Origin of the sequence: Streptomyces sp. NPDC088116, assembly GCF_044741745.1 — a bacterium.
In the GTDB taxonomy this organism is placed as follows: Bacteria; Actinomycetota; Actinomycetes; order Streptomycetales; family Streptomycetaceae; genus Streptomyces.
This window is the reverse complement of the sequence record NZ_JBIUTF010000006.1, coordinates 113642-132043: the sequence shown is the minus strand read 5'-3', so window position 1 is coordinate 132043 and position 18402 is coordinate 113642. Positions and strand designations below refer to the sequence as shown.

General features: G+C 70.7%; 16 protein-coding genes and 1 pseudogene. 15 read left to right on the top strand and 2 right to left on the bottom strand.

The window, feature by feature from the left end; translation table 11 throughout:
* Positions 1-8 precede the first annotated feature (8 nt).
* The 6 genes and pseudogenes from ACIOJD_RS24150 (at position 9) to ACIOJD_RS24125 (ending at position 6674) form a co-directional block, all read left to right on the top strand.
* On the top strand, positions 9-1970 hold the full coding sequence (locus tag ACIOJD_RS24150) for a RiPP maturation radical SAM C-methyltransferase (RefSeq protein ID WP_401917286.1): 1962 nt from the start codon (positions 9-11) through the stop codon (positions 1968-1970).
* Between the two features lie 93 nt (positions 1971-2063).
* Positions 2064-2600 carry a DUF2087 domain-containing protein gene (locus ACIOJD_RS24145; protein WP_401917283.1) on the top strand — a complete coding sequence of 179 codons (537 nt, stop codon included), beginning with the start codon at positions 2064-2066 and terminating at the stop codon, positions 2598-2600.
* Between the two features lie 72 nt (positions 2601-2672).
* Positions 2673-4061 carry a leucyl aminopeptidase family protein gene (locus ACIOJD_RS24140; RefSeq protein ID WP_401917280.1) on the top strand — a complete coding sequence of 463 codons (1389 nt, stop codon included), beginning with the start codon at positions 2673-2675 and terminating at the stop codon, positions 4059-4061.
* Between the two features lie 119 nt (positions 4062-4180).
* Positions 4181-4852, top strand: a pseudogene (locus ACIOJD_RS24135) (ABC transporter permease); the annotation flags it as partial.
* A gap of 140 nt (positions 4853-4992) precedes the next feature.
* Entirely contained in the window at positions 4993-5667 is a 675-nt protein-coding gene (locus tag ACIOJD_RS24130; protein WP_401917277.1) for an ABC transporter permease, read from the top strand.
* Complete coding sequence (locus ACIOJD_RS24125; protein ID WP_401917275.1) at positions 5664-6674, top strand: ABC transporter substrate-binding protein; 1011 nt, start codon at positions 5664-5666, stop codon at positions 6672-6674. The genes ACIOJD_RS24130 and ACIOJD_RS24125 overlap by 4 nt, the downstream gene beginning before the upstream one ends.
* Positions 6675-6740: 66 nt before the next feature.
* On the opposite strand, the gene ACIOJD_RS24120 is transcribed toward ACIOJD_RS24125, so the two are convergent.
* Positions 6741-7904 (bottom strand): ABC transporter ATP-binding protein, encoded by a 1164-nt coding sequence (locus tag ACIOJD_RS24120; protein WP_401917274.1) that lies wholly within the window; start codon positions 7902-7904, stop codon positions 6741-6743.
* 261 nt (positions 7905-8165) lie between these two features.
* On the opposite strand from ACIOJD_RS24120, the gene ACIOJD_RS24115 reads away from it, so the two are divergent.
* From ACIOJD_RS24115 to ACIOJD_RS24080, 8 genes are all read left to right on the top strand, one after another.
* A complete protein-coding gene (locus ACIOJD_RS24115; RefSeq protein ID WP_401917271.1) occupies positions 8166-9464 on the top strand; it encodes an alpha/beta fold hydrolase in 1299 nt (432 codons plus the stop codon).
* A gap of 78 nt (positions 9465-9542) precedes the next feature.
* Complete coding sequence (locus ACIOJD_RS24110; protein WP_401917268.1) at positions 9543-10274, top strand: PIG-L deacetylase family protein; 732 nt, start codon at positions 9543-9545, stop codon at positions 10272-10274.
* A gap of 195 nt (positions 10275-10469) precedes the next feature.
* Positions 10470-10757, top strand: coding sequence for a DUF5133 domain-containing protein (locus ACIOJD_RS24105; RefSeq protein ID WP_401917265.1), 288 nt, complete (start codon positions 10470-10472; stop codon positions 10755-10757).
* 176 nt (positions 10758-10933) lie between these two features.
* Positions 10934-11902, top strand: a complete 969-nt coding sequence (locus ACIOJD_RS24100) for an NADPH:quinone oxidoreductase family protein (protein WP_401917262.1) — start codon at positions 10934-10936, stop codon at positions 11900-11902.
* Positions 11899-13086 (top strand): acyl-CoA dehydrogenase family protein, encoded by a 1188-nt coding sequence (locus tag ACIOJD_RS24095; RefSeq protein WP_401917259.1) that lies wholly within the window; start codon positions 11899-11901, stop codon positions 13084-13086. Before ACIOJD_RS24100 ends, ACIOJD_RS24095 begins: the two co-directional genes overlap by 4 nt.
* On the top strand, positions 13083-14213 hold the full coding sequence (locus tag ACIOJD_RS24090) for an acyl-CoA dehydrogenase family protein (protein ID WP_401917257.1): 1131 nt from the start codon (positions 13083-13085) through the stop codon (positions 14211-14213). The genes ACIOJD_RS24095 and ACIOJD_RS24090 overlap by 4 nt, the downstream gene beginning before the upstream one ends.
* A gap of 210 nt (positions 14214-14423) precedes the next feature.
* The gene (locus tag ACIOJD_RS24085) at positions 14424-15290 is read left to right on the top strand and encodes a phosphatidylinositol-specific phospholipase C/glycerophosphodiester phosphodiesterase family protein (protein WP_401917254.1); all 867 of its coding nucleotides are present in this window, start codon (positions 14424-14426) and stop codon (positions 15288-15290) included.
* 121 nt (positions 15291-15411) lie between these two features.
* Positions 15412-15606, top strand: coding sequence for a hypothetical protein (locus ACIOJD_RS24080; RefSeq protein WP_401880296.1), 195 nt, complete (start codon positions 15412-15414; stop codon positions 15604-15606).
* Between the two features lie 22 nt (positions 15607-15628).
* Here ACIOJD_RS24080 and ACIOJD_RS24075 read toward each other — a convergent pair whose 3' ends face one another.
* Positions 15629-15988: a DUF779 domain-containing protein gene (locus tag ACIOJD_RS24075; RefSeq protein ID WP_401918029.1), complete on the bottom strand. Its 360-nt coding sequence runs from the start codon at positions 15986-15988 to the stop codon at positions 15629-15631.
* Positions 15989-16271: 283 nt separating this feature from the next.
* On the opposite strand from ACIOJD_RS24075, the gene ACIOJD_RS24070 reads away from it, so the two are divergent.
* The gene (locus ACIOJD_RS24070; RefSeq protein WP_401917251.1) at positions 16272-17675 is read left to right on the top strand and encodes an AbfB domain-containing protein; all 1404 of its coding nucleotides are present in this window, start codon (positions 16272-16274) and stop codon (positions 17673-17675) included.
* Positions 17676-18402 lie beyond the last annotated feature (727 nt).

Here is an 18402-nt window from a genome sequence, read left to right as displayed (position 1 = left end):
CCGGGCGCATGAGTGGAGCCGGGGGAGTGGGGCAAGCCGGGCGAGTGACGCTCGTGTCCATGCCGTGGAACAACGTGGCACGGCCCTCGATCCAGGTGGGAACCTTGCGTTCCGTCGCCGAGGCCGAGGGCTGGCAGGTCGTCTCGGACTATGCCTACCTCGACTTCTACGCCCTCGCTCAGCGGATGCTCGGCTTCAACCAGGCGGATTGGGCGGACGCCTACGAACTCGTTTCCGAAAAGCTCTATCACCTGTCGGTCGGGGACTGGATCTACTCGCTCCGCCGGGGCGATGTCACGGAACGCGGCGCGTATTTCGATCTGTTGCGCTCCAAGGGCGTGGCCGAGGCGACGATCTCGCTGATCGACGCATTGCGTGAGGTCGCCGACCGGCATGTGGAGGAGACGACGGCGTCCCTGCTCGAAGCCGCGCCGGATGTCATCGGGTTCACCACGACATTCAGCCAGAACGGCCCGACCCTCGCGGTGGCCGACCGGCTGCGCGCGGGGGGGTTCGCGGGGACGGTCGTGCTCGGCGGCAGCAACTGCGAAGGCCCGATGGGACGGGCGCTGTTGGCCAACTTCTCCGCGGTGGACGCCATCGTGGACGGACCGGGGGAGGAGGCGTTCGTCGCGCTGCTGAGGCAGGTGGCCGCGGGCGCGCCCGTCGCATCGGTGGGCCGGCTGATCGCGAGGCGGCACCAAGGCTCCGTACAGCAGGTCGAGGCCCCTGCCGAGGATCTCCTGAGTGTGCCGATGCCCAATTACGACGGATTCTTCGAGCAGTTGCGGGCGGCCGGACTGCACAAGCTGGAAGGGGACATCACGCTGCCGGTCGAGTTCTCCCGAGGCTGCTGGTGGGGTGAGAAAGCCCATTGCACCTTCTGTGGTCTGAACGGGGCGACGCTGGGCTACCGCAGCAAGCATCCGGATTCGGTGGCCGGTGAACTCAGCCACCTCATGGACCGTTACGGTGTCCTCGATTTCTTCGCCGTCGACAATATCCTCGACCTCAAGTACCTGGAAACCGCGCTGCCCCAGGTCGAGGAGTTGCGTACGGATCATTCCCTGTTCTTCGAGGTGAAGGCGAACATGGAATGGGCCGACATCAGAGGAATGCGCCGGGCCGGCGTCCGCTCCGTACAGCCGGGCATCGAAAGCCTGAGCACCGAAGGACTGCGCGTACTGAAGAAAGGCGCCACCGCCTACCAGAACGTACGATTCCTGCTCGGCTGCGCCGAGTTCGGGGTCCGGCCGGTCTGGAACATCCTCACCGGATTCCCGCAGGAGACGCCGGAGTCGATCCTCACGCAAATCGACACCGTCCCCTCCCTCGGTCATCTCGAACCGCCGGACACCGACATCCTGGCCGTACACTTCGACCGGTTCAGTCCCTATGTGGAATCACCCGGGACCTACGGTCTCGAATTGACGCGCCCCTTCCCCGGCTACCGGTTCGTCTACCCCGGCGTATCGGCCGAGGATCTCTGGGACATCGCCTACCACTTCGAGGGTGATTTCACCGAAGACAGCCGCAACGCAGGGCTCAGACGCCGTCTGGCGGCCCAGGTGCGGATCTGGCGGACCCGCCACGCTTCGGCCGCCTTCACCTATCGGCTGGGTTTCGCCTGTGTGGTCCTCAGCGACCGGCGCCCCGGACTTCCGCACCAGGAGACCACTTTGCGCGGCGACGAGGCACAGCTGTTCCGGGCGGTCATCGGCGGCACCAGATTCCGCGACCTTCAAGCCCGGGGATGGGACGGGCCGCGATGGGAATCCGCATGCGAAACCCTGCGGAACTGGCAGCTGCGTCGGTGGGTATTCATCGAGGGAACGAAAGTCATCGCACTCGCGGTCCGTCACCAGCCGTCCGCCTACCGTTCCCCGCCCGCGAAGGGCACCCCGAAACGTGCTCGGACTTCCGTACCCCTCACCCTCGGTGCGCCACCGCTGTCCCGGCGGCGTGGCTGAAAATTGGCCGCTCACCGCGGCGTTCGGTCCGATTCTTCCCGATACCCTACGGGCGACCTGATGACCCCCATGACAATCCCGAAGGTGGACCACGTGGACACGACCAATACCGAGGAGCGTCCGCCCTCCTGTGGCGACCTGGTCGGCACCCTCGCTCAACCGGACCGGCGCTCCGCCTACGCGGCTCTCGTGCTCGGCGCGACTTCTCTGGCGGAGGTCGCCGAACTCGCGAAGCTCCGTCCCCCGGCGGCGGCCGCCGCATTGCAGAAGCTGGTGGACGGCCGAATCGCCGTTCTCGACCGCGCATCGAATACCTATCGGCTGGTGGAGGACGCATTCCAGAAGGCCATCCAGGCGGAAGTGCGGGTGACCGGCCGAAGTGGCGGTGACGGGGCGGGCGCCTACTTCCGCCGTGGCCGGCTGAAGGCCATTCCGGGGGACTCGGCGGTGCGCGCCCGTGTACTGCTCGTCGTGGCGGACTCGTTCCAGCCCGGCGAGGTCTATTCCGAGGCCAAGGTCAACGCGTTGTGCGGCGAGTGGTTCGACGACTGGGTGAGCCTGCGCCGGGCCCTGGTGGATGAGGGGCTGCTCCGCAGGGACCAGACGTGCACGACCTACGAGCGCGTCTGACGGGTGGTCCGCGTCTCGGCCGATGACGTCCGCCGGCCGGCGGACGTCATCGCGCGACCCTGGCACTCCGGCATGCCGACGAGCGCCTTCAGCCGTCGGCGCGGCTTTGTGGCCCGACCCGGCCAGGTCGTCGCCGAGCCCTCTCCCGACGGACACGCGGTCCTGCTCAACGTCGGTCTGGGACAGGCCCGTTCGGCCACGACGGCCACATTCCGCAGGGCAGCGGCCGCCGCCGTCCGCGCGGCGGGCCCCGCGCGTACGCTGCGCCTCGACCTCGCCCTGCTCGACGACAGCGCTGTTCCGGCGGCCGACCGTGCCCGTGCGGTGGCGGAGGGCGCCGCCCTCGCCTCGTACCGCTACGACGCGTACAGGTCGAGCCGGCCCGCCGGGACGCCGACCGAGATCATCGTGGTCACCGCCGAACACGAGGCCGTCGCGGAGGCGTTGGCCGCCTGCGAGGGGACGTGCCTGGCCCGCGATCTCGTCAACTGTCCCGGTGGTGAACTGACACCGCCGGAATTCGCCGACCGTGTGCGGCGCCTTGCCGAACAGCACGGGCTCGACTGCGTGGTCCACGAGGGTTCGCGCCTCGATCGACTGGGCCTCGCCGGGCTCGCCGCCGTGAGCCGGGGATCCCGGCAGCCTGCACGGTTCGTGGAGGTGGAGTATGTGCCTCCGGCCGCGCCGTCGGCCGCGTCCCCGGCCCTCACCGTCGCTCTCGTCGGGAAGGGCATCACGTTCGACTCCGGCGGGCTGTCCCTCAAGCCGTCCGTGGAGATGCGGTCGATGAAGTCCGACATGGGCGGCGCCGCCGCGGTCGTCGGGGCGCTCGTCGCCCTGCCCCGGCTGGGCCTGCCGGTACGCGTCCGTGCCTTTCTGCCGCTGGCCGAGAACATGCCGGACGGCGACGCCCTGCGTATCGGTGATGTCGTACGGCACGTCGACGGTACGACCACCGAGATCGTCAACACCGACAACGAGGGGCGCGTGGTCCTGGCGGACGTCCTCGCCCACGCCTCGCGCCCCGGGCCGCGCGGGGCCGACATCGTGGTCGACGTGGCCACCCTCACCTCGGCCGCCGCCCACGCGCTCGGCACACGGACGGGGGCACTGTTCTCCACCGACGACCGGCTCGCCGACGCGGTGCTGGAGGGCGCGGCCCTGGCGGGCGAGTCGCTCTGCCGCCTGCCCCTGCTCAACGAGGAGCGCAGGCACCTCCGCTCGGCCGTCGCCGACCGCGTGAACTGCTCCAACCGCTACGGCGACACCGTCCAAGCAGCCCTGTTCCTCAGGGACTTCGTCGCAGCGGGGACACCCTGGGCGCACCTGGACATCGCGGCGGCCGCCTTCAACGACGACGGCCCCTACGACGAGGTTCCGCACGGGGGGACGGGATTCGGTGTGCGTACGCTGATCGGGGCGCTGAGGATCCTGTCGGCGGGCGGCACCCTCGCACGGTGACCACCGCTGACCCGACCGGAGGACAGTAAGGCGCGGGCGCGACCCGGAGCGGCCCCGGGGGACCGCCGTACGGTCCAACACGACGCGCGGCCGCCCCGGGGCAGGGCTGCAATGGACGGGTGACCGCGCCTCCGGACGACTGCCTCGCGCGCAATGAGTGGATCTGCGGCGCCTACCTCTCCAGCCGCCGCGCGATCCTCATGGACGCGGTGCTCCAGCACCTCCAGCTGACCTTCGCCGCCGTGCTGCTCGGCCTGGTGATCGCCGTTCCCCTCGCGCTGGCGGCCCGCCACTGGAACTGGGCGTCGGGGCCGGTGCTCGGGTTCACGACCGTCCTCTACACCGTCCCGTCGCTCGCGATGTTCTCCCTTCTGCTGCCGGTGTACGGACTCTCCGCCGGGCTCGTCGTCGCCGGCCTCGTCCTGTACTCGCTGACCCTGCTCGTACGGAACATCCTGGCCGGACTGCGGGCGGTGCCCGAGGAGACCCGGCAGGCCGCACGCGGTATGGGATACGGGCCGGTCCGGCTGCTGCTCGCCGTCGAGATGCCGCTCGCCCTGCCCGCCGCCATGGCGGGCCTGCGCATCGCGACCGTCTCCGCCGTCTCCCTCGTCACCATCGGGGCGATCGTCGGCTACGGCGGCCTCGGCAATCTCATCTACGCCGGGATGAACACCTTCTTCAAGGCGCAGGTGTTCACCGCCTCCGTCCTCTGTGTCCTCATCGCGGTCATCGCCGATCTGCTGCTGCTCGGACTCCAGCGGCTGCTCACACCCTGGACGAGGGAGCGCGGGAAGGGCCGGACGAGGAGCGACACGAGAGACCGGACGCGTGAGGGCGCGAGAGACCGGACGGGCGAGGACGCGAGAGAGAGCACGGGAGAGGACCGCACCGAGGAGCGAGCCGGTGGGCTGACGAGGGAGGCACACGGATGAACACACTCTCCGCCGCCTGGTCCTGGCTCACCGATGCCTCCCACTGGCCGGGGCCCGACGGGATCGGGAACCGGCTCGGACAGCATCTCTTCCTCACCGTCGTGTGCCTCGTCATCAGCTGCGCGATCGCACTGCCCATGGCCCTGGTCCTCGGCCACCTGGGCAAGGGCGGCGCCCTGGCCGTCAATATCTCCAACGTCGGCCGGGCCGTTCCCACCTTCGCCGTCCTCGTCCTGCTGCTCCTCACCCCGCTCGGCTCGTACGGGCAGTGGCCGACGATCGTCGCGCTCGTCCTGTTCGCGATCCCGCCGCTGCTCACCAACGCCTATGTCGGTATGCGGGGCGTGGACAGCGATGTCGTACAGGCCGCCCGGGGAATGGGGATGACGGGCAGTCAGTTGTTGCGGCGGATCGAAGTGCCGCTCGCCCTGCCGCTGATCCTCACCGGCGTACGCATCGCGGCTGTCCAACTCGTCGCGACCGCGACGATCGCCGCGCTGGTCGGCGGAGGCGGCCTCGGCCGGATCATCACCGCCGGATTCAATCTCGCCGACACCGCGCAGGTGGTCGCGGGGGCGGTGCTGGTCGCCGTGTTCGCGCTGCTGGTGGAGGGCGTGTTCGAGGTGGTGCGACGGCTGGCCCCGCGGCGAGGGAGGGGCGGCGCCGGATGAGACGGCTCCCCATCGGCCGCGCCGCCCGTGCGGCCGGGCCTTCCCGTTCCGTCCGCCGTGCCGTGGCTGTCGCCACGAGCATCGCCCTGCTCCTCGTGGCCACCGCCTGTAGCAGCGGGCCGTCCCTGGAGAACCGGGGCGAGGTCACCGCGACACCGGGCGACAGCAGGCATCTGACCATCGGCTCCGCCGGCTTCACCGAGAGCGACCTGCTCGCCCAGATGTACGCCCTCCTGCTGAGCCGGGCCGGGTATCACACCAGGATCCTCGCCGTCACCAACCGGGAGATCTACGAACCGGCCCTGGAGAGCGGTCAGATCGATGTCGTACCCGAATACGCGGCGACCTTCGCGGACTGGCTGAACGCCAAGACCAACGGAGCCGGCGCCAAGCCCGTCGGCTCACCGGATCTGGCCACCACCATGAAGTCGCTGCGCTCCTTGGCGACGGCGCGAGGTCTCACCGTCCTCGATCCGGGCCGGGCGGTCGACCAGAACGCCTTCGCCGTCGCCGCCGGATACGCCCGGAAGCACCACCTCAGAACGCTGAGCGACCTCGGCGGATCCGGGCTGCCGGTGAGGCTCGCGGCGGGCGACGAATGTGTACGGCGCCCCTACTGCGCGCCCGGGTTGAAGAAGACGTACGGCATCGACATCACCGGCGTCGACCCCAAGGGCGTCGGCACCACCCCGGCCAAACAGGCCGTACGGAGAGGACTGGACCAGATGGTGCTGACCACGACGACCGACGCGACACTCGGCCGGTTCGGTCTGGTGCCGCTCGCGGACGACAGACACCTCCAGAACGCGGACTACCTCGTTCCCGTCGTCAACCGCGCACGCGCCGGGAGCAGGGGAGTCACCCGGGCGCTGGACAGACTGAACACCGTGCTGACGACCGAGGACCTGGCCCTGATGAACCAGCGGGTGGACAGCTGGCGCCGACTGCCGGAGGACGTCTCGCGGAGCTACCTGGAGTCGAAGGGGCTGATCCCGTCGTCGGGCTGAGACGCGGGGCTCGGTGTGCCGGACCACGCGGCTACGCGTCCCCCCGCGCCCACGGGTTCCCCGCGCTCACACGTCCGACACCGAGTCGAAGTCGACCTCGTCCCGCCCGATGCCCTGGGCGTCCGCGTCGACCGAGCGGCGCAGCGCCTCGTGGAGTTTCGCCGGGGTCAGGACCCCCAGGAAGCGCGCCCCGTCGAGCACCGCCACCCATCCCGCGTCCTGCTGGAGCATCTCGCTGAACGCCTGCTTCAGCGGTGAGCCGAGCGGTACCCAGGCCTCCATCCGCCGCGCCAGATCGCCCACCGCGTTCCACTCCCCGACGCCCGTCAGCGCGTCGGCGGAGACCCAGCCGTGCAGTTCGCCGTCGCTGTTCAGCACCACGGCCCAGCGGGCTCCCTCGGCGCGCATCCGCGCCGCCGCGTCCCGCGCGGGCTCGTGCGTCCTGGCGACCGGCGGCTCGTCCAGGTCGGCCGGTTCGACGGCGGTGACCGACAGCCGCTTCAACCCCCGGTCCGCACCGACGAATTGGGCCACGTAGTCGGTGGCCGGAGCGCCGAGGACGGCGGCCGGGCTGTCGTACTGCTCGATGCGGCCCTCCCCGTACACCGCGATACGGTCGCCCATCCGTACCGCCTCCTCGATGTCGTGAGTCACCAGCAGCACCGTTTTGCGCACCGTCGCCTGGAGTTCGAGGAACTCGTTCTGCAACCGCTCGCGCACCACCGGGTCCACCGCGCCGAAGGGCTCGTCCATCAGCAGCACCGGCGGATCGGCGGCCAGTGCGCGCGCCACTCCCACCCGCTGCCGCTGCCCGCCCGACAGCTGCGCCGGATAGCGCGGACCGTATGTCGCGGGGTCGAGCCCCACCAGCTCCAGCAGTTCGGCGGCCCGCGCGCGGGCCTTCGCCCGCTTCCAGCCGACCAGCGCGGGCACGGTCGCGGTGTTGTCGAGGACCGTGCGGTGCGGGAAGAGCCCCACCTGCTGGATGACGTAGCCGATACGGCGGCGCAGCGCGACCGGGTCCACGCCGGAGATGTCCCGGCCCTCGACGAAGATACGGCCCGACGTGGGCTCGATCAGCCGGTTCACCATCATCATGGTGGTCGTCTTGCCACAGCCGGAGGGCCCCACGAGCGTCACCAGTTCGCCTTCACCCACCTCGAAGGACAGGTCGTCCACGGCGACCGTACCGTCCGGGTAGACCTTGCTGACCTGCTCGAACCGGATCATGGCCTCACGCTAGGAGGGTGCCGCTCCCGGCGCACACGGGCCGGGACCGTCCGAGTCGTGTACGCGTCGAACGAGCCCGGCGCCTCCGGGACCGCGCCACTCCCCGCTCCGGGCGGTCGGGAGCGGTACGGGCTGAACGCGCCCTGTGCCCGATCCGTATCCCTTCGTGCCGAGCGGGTGGGTTCCGCCGGTCGCGGGCCCGTGTGCTGAACTGTCCCCGCGTCACCGCCCCGAAGGGCACGAAGGAGAACAGGAGCACCCTTGACCAGCTATCGCCAGCCCGGCGTCGTCCTCACCGATCACCGCTTCGAGGTCCCGCTGGACCACGGCGATCCGTCGGGGGAGCGGATCGAGCTGTACGCACGCGAGGCCGTCGCCAGTGGCAAGGCGGACGCGGACCTGCCGTGGCTGGTGTATCTGGAGGGCGGTCCCGGCTTCGGCGCGCGCCGGTTCACCGGCCGGCAGGCCTGGCTGGGCCGGGCGCTCCAGGAATTCCGGGTGCTCTTCCTCGACCAGCGCGGCACCGGACTCTCCACCCCGGCCAACCGGCAGACCCTGCCGCTGCGCGGCGGACCGCGCCAACAGGCCGACTATCTGGCGCACTTCCGCGCCGATTCGATCGTGCGCGACTGCGAGAGCATCCGGCCGCGACTGACCGGCGGCGCCCCCTGGACCGTACTCGGCCAGAGCTTCGGCGGGTTCTGCGCCACCCACTATCTCGCCGCCGCGCCCGAGGGGCTTCAGACCGTACTGATCACCGGCGGTCTGCCCTCCCTGGACGCCACGGCGGACGAGGTCTACCGCGCCGCGTATCCGCGCATCGCACGCAAGGTCGAGGCCCACTACCACCGTTATCCGCAGGACATCGGCCGGGCCCGCCGGATCGCCGGGCATCTGGCCGAGCACCGGCCCGTCCTCCCCTCCGGACACGTCCTCACGCCCGAGGCCTTCCAGTCCCTCGGCATCCTGCTCGGCGGCGGCGACGGCAGCCATCAGCTCCACTACCTGCTGGAGAACGCCTTCGTGTCCACGCCGGACGGACCGACGCTCTCCGACGCGTTCCAGGAGAACGTGGCATCGTCCCTCTCGTACGCCGGGCATCCGTTGTACGCCGTGCTTCACGAGGCGATCTACGCACAGGGCGAGCGCCCCACCGCCTGGGCCGCCGAGCGGGTACGCGGCGAGTTCGCGCGGTTCGACGCGGCCACGACCCTTGCCGGGGAAGGGCCGTTGTACTTCACCGGCGAGAGCATCCACCCCTGGCACTTCGACACCGACCCGGCGCTGCGCCCGCTGCGCGAGACCGCCGAACTGCTCGCCGGCCGCACCGACTGGCCCCCGCTGTACGACACCGCCCGGCTCGCCGCCAACGAGGTGCCGGTCGCCGCCGCCGTGTACCACGACGACATGTATGTCGACACGGAACACTCGCTGCGCACCGCGCGCGCGATCCGCGGGCTGCGCACCTGGGTGACGGACGAGTTCGAGCACGACGGGGTACGGGCGGGCGGGCCGCGCGTCCTGGACCGGCTGCTCGCGCTCGCGCGGGACGAGGACTGACGAGCGTACGGCGGACGAGGACTGACGACCGTACGGCAACCGTCGCGCCGTCCCGCCGCCCCGTCGTAGGCTGCGGACATGACCGAGCAGCTGGAACCGATGCCGTCCGACTGGCAGCGCGCCCTGGCCGTTGTCGCGCATCCCGACGACCTGGAGTACGGCTGCGCCGCCGCCGTCGCGGCCTGGACCGACGAGGGCCGCGAGGTCGGCTATCTCATCGCCACCCGGGGGGAGGCCGGCATCGACACCATCGCCCCGGCCGACTGCGGTCCGGTGCGTGAGCGTGAACAGCGGGCGAGCGCCGCGGTGGTCGGCGTCAGCACGGTCGAGTTCCTCGGTCACCGGGACGGCACGATCGAGTACGGGACCGGGCTGCGCCGGGACATCGCGGCGGCGATCCGCCGCCACCGGCCCGAACTGGTCATCACGCTCAACCACCGTGACACCTGGGGCGGCGTCGCCTGGAACACCCCCGATCACCGGGCCGTGGGGCGGGCCACGCTGGACGCGGCCGGTGACGCGGGAAACCGGTGGATCTTCCCCGAGCTGACCGAGCAGGGCTTCGAACCCTGGGACGACGTCCGCTGGGTGGCCGTCGCGGGATCCGCGCACGCCACGCACGCCGTCGACGCGACGGCCGGCCTGGAGCGCTCCGTACGCTCACTCCTGAAGCACCGCAGCTATATCGAGGCACTGACGGACGAGGATCCGGAGACCTACTGCCGAACGTTCCTCACCGGCACCGCGCAGGCCGAGGCGGAGCGGTTCGGCGGCAGGCCCGCCGTGACCTTCGAACTCTTCGCCCGCTGAACGGTCCCCGCGCGCCGGGCCCCCTCGGCCACCGTGCCTCGCCGAGCGGATGCGGGAGCGCCGGGGGACAATGGACGCCGGGGACCGGTTCCGTGCTGCGCGGGGTGCCGGGGCGCGCCCCGGCACCGACCTCGCGATCCAGGCGTACGGACCCCTGGGTGAGCCGGCGGGACTCCGACGCGGGAGGTGGTGCACATGCTGCTGCCGGACAGACATCTGGTCGCCGACCTGCTCGGCCGCTACCGCGCCTGGGAGCGGCTGGTGCTCGCCGATCCCCTCGACGAGACCACACGCGGACGGTTCGAGGACGTGGCGTACACCCTCTGCGTGCTGATGGGGCGGCGCACCGCGCGTGAGGCGATCTGGCAGGCGGAGGCGTATCTGCGCCGGATCAGGCCCGTTCCGGTCTTCCCGGACGGAGAGAACGCGGTCGGGCCGTCGGACGCGAACACGTCGATCGGGCGGGGAGCCCGCCGGAACTGATCCGTCGGAAGCGACCGGAAGCTATCTGCCGGACCGAGGGCCGTCGGTCCGGCTCTGCCCCCGGGCCGATGCCGTGTCAATCCATCAAGACCGCGTGAGTGGGCTGTTCCCACCCGGGCAAGCGACCGCTTAGTATCCGACGAGCGGTACTGCCCATCGTGTGTGGAGGCCCCGAAATGCAGGCATGGCGAGTGCACCGGAACGGCGAACCGGGCGAGGTGATGCGGCTCGAAGAAGTGGAGCGCCCCGTGCCCGGCGAGGGACAGGTCTCACTCCTGGTCCGCGCCGCGAACATCAACTTCCCGGACGCCCTGCTCTGCCGGGGCCAGTACCAGGTGCGCCCGCCGCTGCCCTTCACCCCGGGCGTGGAGATCTGCGGGGAGACGGCGGACGGGCGCCGGGTCATCGCCACCCCCGCGCTGCCGTACGGCGGCCTCTCCCAGTACGCCGTCGCCGACGAGGCGGCGCTCCTGCCCGCGCCCGAGGCGCTGGACGACGCCGAGGCGGCCGCCCTCCACATCGGGTACCAGACAGGCTGGTTCGGCCTGCACCGGCGGGCGCGCCTGAAGCCGGGAGAGACCCTGTTGGTCCACGCGGCGGCGGGTGGTGTCGGCAGCGCCGCCGTACAGCTCGGCAAGGCGACCGGGGCCACCGTCATCGGTGTCGTCGGAGGTCAGAACAAGGCTCGCGTCGCCCGGGAACTGGGCTGTGACATCGTGATCGACCGGCGTACGGACGACATCGTCGCCGCGGTGAAGGAAGCCACCGGCGGCCGGGGCACGGATGTCGTGTACGACCCGGTGGGCGGCGACGCCTACACGAAGTCGGCGAAGTGCGTGGCCTTCGAGGGCCGCATCGTGATCGTGGGTTTCGCGAGCGGCACGATCCCCAGCCCGGCCCTCAACCACGCGCTGGTGAAGAACTACACGATCATGGGCCTGCACTGGGGTCTCTACAACACCAAGGACCCGGCGGCGGTGCTGCGTTGCCACGAGGAGCTGACCGAACTCGCGGCCCGGGGCGCCGTCAAGCCGCTCATCAGCGAGCGGGTGCCGATGAAGGGCGCCGCGGACGCCGTCCAGCGGGTCGCCGACGGCACCACCACCGGACGGGTCGTCGTCCTCCCGCAGGGGGACGCCGGATGACCGACGCCGCCGAACTCCGCTCGCTGACCAGGAAGTTGCTGGCCGGCCACCCGCCGGCCGAGACCGACCGCACCGCATTCCTCCAGGCCCGCTTCGACGCCGGACTCGCCTGGGTGCACTACCCGTCGGGGCTCGGCGGACTCGACGCGCCGCGCTCGCTCCAGGCCGTCGTGGACGCCGAACTGTCCGCAGCGGGCGCGCCCGACAACGACCCCCGCCGGATCGGCATCGGCCTCGGCATGGCCGCGCCGACCATCCTGCGCTACGGAACCCAGGAACAGAAAGAGCGCTTCCTGCGCCCCCTGTGGGTCGGCGAGGAGGTGTGGTGCCAGCTGTTCAGCGAGCCCGGCGCGGGCTCGGACCTCGCCGCGCTCGCCACCCGCGCGGTGCGCGAGGACGGTTCCGGCGACTGGATCGTCAACGGGCAGAAGGTGTGGACATCCAGCGCCCACCTCGCGCGCTGGGCCATCCTCATCGCCCGCACCGACCCGGACCTGCCCAAACACGAGGGCATCAGCTACTTCCTGTGCGATATGACCGCTCCGGGTGTCGAGGTACGGCCGCTGCGCCAGATCACCGGTGAGGCCGAGTTCAACGAGGTCTTCCTCACGGACGTACGCATCCCCGACGCGCACCGCCTCGGCGAGGTCGGCGAGGGCTGGAAGGTCGCCCGGACCACCCTGATGAACGAGCGGGTGTCCATCGGCGGCGCCCGGATCCCGCGCGAAGGCGGCATGATCGGCCCGATCGCCCGCACCTGGCGTGAACGGCCCGAGCTGCGCACCCACGATCTGCACCAACGGCTCGTCACGCTCTGGGTGGAGGCCGAGGTCGCCCGGCTGACCGGGGAGCGGCTGCGCCAGCAGCTCGTCGCCGGACAGCCGGGCCCGGAGGGCAGCGGGATGAAGCTCGCCTTCGCCCGCCTCAACCAGGAGATCAGCGGCCTGGAGGTCGAACTCCTCGGTGAGGAAGGCCTGTTGTACTCCGACTGGACCATGCGCCGGCCCGAGCTGGTCGACTTCACCGGGCGGGACGCCGGTTACCGCTATCTGCGGTCGAAGGGCAACTCCATCGAGGGCGGTACGAGCGAGGTACTGCTGAACATCGTCGCCGAACGCGTCCTCGGTCTGCCGTCCGAGCCGCGCAACGACAAGGACGTCGCCTGGAAGGACCTGTCCCGATGACCACGCAGCCCGACGCCTCACCCGATCTGCTCTATTCGGAGGCGGAGACCGAACTGTGGGCAGCCGTACGGTCGTTGCTCACCGACCGGAGTGATGTGCCGGCGGCGCTCCGGCGCGCCGAGTCCGGCGATCCGTACGACCCCGGACTGTGGACCTCGCTCGCCGCCGGGATCGGCGCGGCGGGGCTGCTCGTCCCGGAGAAGCTCGGCGGCCAGGGCGCGGGCCCGCGCGAGGCCGCTGTCGTACTGGAGGAACTGGGCCGCGGCGTCACCGCGGCCCCCTACCTCACCAGTTCCGTGACGGCCACCGCGACGCTCCTCGCCTGCGACGGCGAGAGCACGGAGAACACGGATGTCGCGGGGCTGCTGACCGCGCTGGCAGGCGGCCACCGGGTCGCGGTGCTCGCGCTGCCGTTCTCCACCGCCCCGGACGCGCCGCTGCCCACCGGGCCGGGCGACGGCGGTGCGGTCACGATCACCGGCGTCGCCGACGCCGTACGCGCCGATGTCCTGCTCGTCCTGAAGGAGGACGGGCTGTACGCGGTCGAGACGGCGTCGCCCGGCGTCACCGTCGAACCGCTGACCCCGCTCGACCTGACCCGCCCCCTCGCCACGGTCACCGTCGACGACGAGGCCGGGCTCCGGATCGCCGGGGCGCCCGCGGCGGAGGCGGCCGTACGCCGGGGGCTGCTGACCGGGGCCGGACTGCTCGCCTCCGAACAGCTCGGCATCGCCGAGTGGTGCCTGGAGGAGACCGTCCGGCACATCCGCGACCGGCATCAGTTCAACCGGCCCATCGGTTCGTTTCAGGCGCTCAAACACCGGATGGCGCAGCTGTGGCTGGAGGTTGTCTCGGCCCGCGCCGCCGCCCGCAACGCGGCCGACGCGCTGGCCGGCGGCAGCCCCGACGCCCCGCTCGCGGTGGCCCTCGCCCAGGCCTTCTGCGGGCGGGTCGCCGTCCACGCGGCCGAGGAGTGCGTCCAGCTGCACGGCGGGATCGGGATGACCTGGGAGCACCCCGCGCATCTCTACCTCAAGCGAGCCAAGTCCGATGAGATCGCGCTGGGTTCGACGGGCCGGCACAAGGAGGCGGTGGCGGCGCTGGCCGGTCTGCCGGGACCCCGGTAACGGGCCCGACGGTCACGCGGCGGGCGGGCCGGTCGTCACGGGCGGCCGGGGCTCCCGTGAACACGGCTTGAGTGCCGGTGCCGGGACTGTCTGAATCGCGGATGGCGCGTCGGCGAACTCTGTGCGGGACAGTCCCGGTTGTACCGGTACACGGCGGATACTCACGTGGACCGCGCCCCACCGCGCCCCACTCTGTCCCCCGGAGGCATCATGGCCCTCACCACCCGCCGCCGAGCCGTCAGCACACTCGCCGCCGCGCTCGCCGGAGCCGTCGCGGCGCCCGCGTACGCCCAGGCCGTGTCGCGGACGCCGCACAGCCGCGGCGCCCGCCCGCTGCGCCAGGCCCACGCCCACAACGACTACCTGCACCCCCGCCCCCTCCTCGACGCCCTGTCCCACGGATTCACCAGCGTGGAGGCCGATGTCTTCCTGGTGGACGGCGACTTGCTGGTCGCGCACGAGGCCGCCGACCTCGACCCGGCCCGCACGCTCCGCGGCCTCTACCTCGACCCGCTGCGCTCCCTCGTACGGGCCAACCACGGCTTCGTACACCCCGGTTACCGCCGGCCCGTACAGCTGCTCATCGACATCAAGACGGACGGCGCCGCCGCCTACGCCGAACTCCACCGCCAACTGGCCGTCCACCGCTCGATGCTGAGCAGCTGCGTGGACGGCTCCGTACGTCTCGGCGCCGTCACCCCTGTCATCTCCGGAGACCGCGCGGCCCGGGTCCCGATGGAGGCGCAGCGGCTGCGGTACGCCTTCTACGACGGGCGGCTCGACGACCTGGGGACCACGGCCCCGGCGTCCTTCGTCCCGCTCATCAGCGCCAACTGGACGGAGGCCTTCGGCTGGCTGGGCGTGGGCGAGTTCCCGGCCGACGAACGTGCCGAGTTGCGCCGCATCACCGACACCGCGCACGGACGCGGGCAGCGCGTGCGTTTCTGGGGAACCCCCGATCTGGCGGGCCCCGCGCGGGAGGCGGTCTGGGCAGAACTGCTCGACGCCGGTGTCGACCACGTCAACACGGACGACCTCGCGGGCCTCGAACAGTTCCTGCGCGAGCGGCACGCCTGAAGCGTCGTCCGACGACAACCACCCGTACGGCGGACGTGCCAGTCAGCCGTACGGGCCTCCTCCTCCGCCACACTGGCGGCCGAATGCCGCGATTCCGGTGCGGCGGCGGAGGAGGTTGGCCATGGCCATTTCGATCTCAGTGGTGCTGCTTCTCGTGGTCCTCGCAGTGATCTTTCTGCGCACGGGCGGACTGAAGTTCTCGCACGCGGCGGTCTGCGTACTGCTCGGCTTCCTTCTCGCGAGCACGAGCATGGCCCCGACCATCGCGAACGGCATCTCCACCACGGCCGGGGTGGTCAGCAGCCTGAACCCATGAGCCGGGTCGGTGCCCTGCCACGCTACGTCCCGACCAGCCGTGAACGGATCAGGAAGCGCACCCCTTCGGGGGCCTCCAGCGAGAAGCCGCTGCCGCGCCCCGCCACCACATCGACGATGAGCCGGGTGTGGCTCCACACCTCGTACTGGCTCACCGACATCCAGAACGGCACCGCCTCGGCGACCCCCTCGACCCCCAGGGACTCCAGCAGCACGTCGGAGTCGCCCGTACGGAACTCGCCGTGCGGATAACACATGGGAGCGCTGCCGTCGCAGCATCCGCCCGACTGGTGGAACATCAACGGCCCGTGGTCCGCCCGCAGCCGCCGGATCAGATCGGCGGCCGCGGGGGTCAACTCCACACGTGGGGCCTGCTCGTTCATGGTCTGTCCGCCGTCCTCGGTCTGGAAGAAGCCGGGATTCTCGGGCGAGTGGCCGACCCAGGTGGCCAACAGGCCCTCGTCGCACGTCGGTACACCTGCTACCCCTCCCTTCGCCGGCCGAAACGGCCGGACCGACCCGGGCGATTGACGGGGACATGCCGCATACCTACGGTGTGCTCGAAGTGACGAACCATGGCCGGGATTTCGAACGGGAGTTGTCGGTGACGGGACGCGCCGACGCACCGGTGCGCGTCACGGCCATGCGAGCCGAGAGGACATCCCCATGTCGCATCCCCGCCGCAGACAGATCCTCACCGCAGCCGGTGGCGCCGTGCTCGGCGCCGCCCTGCCCTCCGCCTCCGGCGCCGCCGCGGCCGCGTCGTCCAGGGCCGCCGCCGCGTATGGCGGATACGCCATGGCGTACTTCGCCGAGTCCCCTCAGGGCCTGGGCAACAGCTACGCCCTGCATCTGGCCGTGAGCACGGACGGCCTCCAGTGGAGCGCGCTGAACCAGAACGCTCCCGTCGCCACACCCACCGCCGGCACCAAGGGCCTTCGCGACCCGTTCATCCAGCGCAAGCAGGACGGGACCTTCGTCATCCTCGCCACCGACCTCAACGGCCAGAACTGGGGCGAGACCAACCAGTACATCCACCTGTGGAACTCCACCGACCTGCGATCCTTCACCAACTACCGGCGGATCAAGCTGCACTCGTACGCCGCCACACACGCCTGGGCGCCCGAGGCGTTCTGGGACGCGGGCCGCGGCCAGTACGCCATCATCTACTCGGCCCACAACGGCACTCGCGATGTGATCATGGTCAATTACACGACCGACTTCCTCACGGTCGGCGAACCGCAGACGTACTTCGACCCGGGCTTCGGGATCATCGACGCCGACGTGGTGACCGGCGTCGGCGGCATGAACTACCTCTACTACAAGCGCGGAAACGAACTGTACGGAGCCAGATCCGCCTCCCTGGCCCCGGGCGCCTTCGACTCCGGCACCTACACCGGGCCCATCGCCCACGGCGGCACCGAGGCTCCCATCCTGGTCAAGTCGCTCACCTCGGAGACCTGGTACCTCTGGGGTGACACCTACACCCCCAACGGCGTCTTCTACGCCTGGCGGACGAACGACCTCGCAGGCGGCAACTGGACCCCGGTGGACCAGCGTTCCTACACCCAGCCGCTGAACTCCAAGCACGCCGGGATCACTGCGATCACCACCACGGAGCTCAATGCCCTCAAGGCCCGCTGGGGCGTGCCGACATGGAGCCGGCTGAAGTCCTACAACTACCCCGGCCGCTTCGTCCGGCACAGTGACTACGTGGCCCGCATCGACAGCGTCCCCTTCGACCCGTACCCGGACATGCAGTGGAAGATCGTCACCGGTCTGGCCGGCAGCGGTGTCTCCTTCGAGTCGGTGAACTACCCCGGCCAGTACCTGCGGCACAGTGATTTCGCGGTGGGTCTGGCGCAGAACACCGGCACCGCACAGTTCGCCGCCGACGCCACCTTCGTCCCGGAGGCCGGGCTGGCCGATTCGGCGGCGGTCTCCTACCGCTCGTACAACTACCCGACCCGCTGTCTGCGGCACAGCGACTATTTGCTGCGGATCGACCCGGTCTCCACCGGCTCCTCCACCACGGACAAAGAGGATGCGACCTTCCTGCTGACCAGCTGACCAGCTGACCTGCTGAGCACGCCGCCCCGCGGGATCCGGCCGGGCCCTGTCCGGCCGGACTTCGCCGGGCCCGGAACGCCGCAGCGACTTAAGCCGCCATCGCGGCGGGCGCCACCTCGCCCCGTTGCCGAAACGCCCACAGGAAACCAAGTATTTTTCCGGCGCACCAGGGTCCGGTACGGGGCTCGGTACGGAAATTCCCACGCATGTCACGAATTGCCGAGCAACTGGGGCGCGCGAAAGGCTCTTTCCCCATTCTTTACCATCGACGCTTCGGTGAATGGCGGATGGACGGCGGCCGGGCGGTGTCATGAATCAGGACCGAACACCGACCCGGCCCCCGGGCGATGGCGTCACGGAGAAGGCCGAGTCCGCGCGAACACGGGGGAAACTCGCGGTAACCCCCGTTGTTCGGGAGCGCGTCGCCGGATCCCTGCCAGCGGCTACGGCCTGGCCTCGGCGCACGACCCGCGCATGGTCGGAGCGCCTTGGAATCTTTTGCGATCTGGGGTGATTGTGGTTACTTGCCCAGGGGAACGGGTGGTTCTTTCGGTGACTGCCAGGTGCTACCGACTGTCGTGAGGCGTCCACCGTCCGTTGACATCCGCTCCACGGGAGTGGTTGAGTCGAGCGCGCCGGGGGAGGCCCCCTCGGATTCGCCGAACTACTGGGGAAGGACGCGTTGTTACCCGTTTTCATCTTGGTCGCACGCGTCAGGAAAACCTCT